Source organism: Methanoculleus sp., assembly GCF_035363275.1.
Taxonomy (GTDB): Archaea; Halobacteriota; Methanomicrobia; order Methanomicrobiales; family Methanoculleaceae; genus Methanoculleus.
The window spans coordinates 1-1,335 of record NZ_DAOSET010000140.1 but is presented as its reverse complement, the minus strand read 5'-3'; the positions used below and the strand labels follow the sequence as shown (position 1 = coordinate 1,335).

The following is a 1,335-nucleotide window of genomic DNA, read 5'->3' as shown; positions in this document are numbered from 1 at the left end:
ACTTGATATTCAGGTCTTCAACACAGATCGCTGCGTAGGTGTCAACGTACCGACGAGAAAGTTTGTGCAGGAAATCGTTCTTCTGGTTCGTGATATGGTCATATGCCTTCTCCAGTTTCCCTTTTGCTTTCTTCCAGTTCTGCGAAAAGCGCTGTTTCCGAGCAACGCTCTGCTGCAACTTCTTGATCCGGTCACGTGAGTGTTCATAGAACCGGGGGTTCTCGATTACTACACCGTTGCTATCGACCGCAAACGAATCCAACCCGACGTCGATGCCGACGGATCGCCCCTCCCTCTTCGGTTCGGAAACTTCCTGTTCCGCCTGGATGATGACGTACCAGTTGTCACCGGAACGGGTGATCAGGACACCTTTCACCTCTCCCGGGTACGGTCGATAGCAACGGTGAACGGGATTGTTCCGATCTTCGAGAACGTGATCGTGCTGTGTTCCCGGTCGATCTTGAACCCGGACTGATTGTAATTGAGCGTCCGGTACCGGGTTGCGCTCTTGAACCGGAGTTTGCCGATCTTCCGCCCTTTCTTCTTTGTCTGCGACAGAGCACGAAGGTTACTCCAGAGGGTGTAGTTCACCATCTGAAGTACTTTGGAGTACACGTCCTTCAGAAACGGGTTCTCCTCTTTTAGCGTGACGATCCGCGCCTGCATTCCTCGCATCGTCGGAGCGACCCCGGCCTCTCGTGCGGTAGTACACTCTTCAAGAAGTTTGTTGTAGAGCCACCGACAGGTATCGAGTGCTTCATGCAACCGTGCTTCTCCAGTTGCATCGGGATATGCTCGATACTTGTAGGAAACAATCATCTACTTCTCCAGTTGTGAATCAACATACTCTTTCAGAGTGTCAAGGCTTACCTGTCCCTACGTTGCAAGAAAATACGACGGGGACCAGAAGGAATGTCCCCATAATAGATTCTTTGTTGCGGGGAACTCCTGCCGCAGCCTCCGGGACGATACGCCCTTGATCACATTGACCGCGTTGACAAGGTTGGTCTTCGGAGTTGCTTTGAAGAGAAGATGGTAATAGAGAGCAAAGACCGAATGTGCCGACCGATCAAGTTTATACTTCATATTGGGTGAACCATAATAGAACACCCAGGTAAATTTAGTTATCGTAATGACGAAGGAGCTCCGCTTTCATCCCCGGTCCTCTCGACCGGGGACTTCCCGCTTCGCCCCTTTGACCCCAAAAGTTAAACGCCTGCGGGCTATTACACCGCTGTAGGTGGAGAGTAATGGCAGACCAGATCGGATACAGCCAGAGGGTGATGGAGCACTTCATGAACCCGCACAACGTCGGGGTGATCGAGAACCCGGACG

General features: G+C 51.9%; 3 protein-coding genes. All 3 read right to left on the bottom strand.

Translation table 11 applies throughout. The features are described 5' to 3' along the window. A partial coding sequence (locus PLN84_RS13365) for a transposase (protein WP_348532195.1) occupies positions 1 to 376 on the bottom strand: 376 nt, incomplete at its 3' end. After that, positions 373 to 819 (bottom strand): helix-turn-helix domain-containing protein, encoded by a 447-nt coding sequence (locus PLN84_RS13360; protein WP_348532194.1) that lies wholly within the window; start codon positions 817 to 819, stop codon positions 373 to 375. The genes PLN84_RS13365 and PLN84_RS13360, both read right to left, overlap by 4 nt. Before the next feature lie 57 nt (positions 820 to 876). Beyond that, positions 877 to 1,086 carry a transposase gene (locus PLN84_RS13355; protein ID WP_348532193.1) on the bottom strand — a complete coding sequence of 70 codons (210 nt, stop codon included), beginning with the start codon at positions 1,084 to 1,086 and terminating at the stop codon, positions 877 to 879. Positions 1,087 to 1,335 lie beyond the last annotated feature (249 nt).

Excerpts from the sequence above, each read along its gene's own strand:
- PLN84_RS13360 (WP_348532194.1), bottom strand. The coding sequence starts at position 819 with ATGATTGTTTCCTACAAGTATCGAGCATATCCCGATGCAACTGGAGAA.
- PLN84_RS13355 (WP_348532193.1), bottom strand. The coding sequence starts at position 1,086 with ATGAAGTATAAACTTGATCGGTCGGCACATTCGGTCTTTGCTCTCTAT.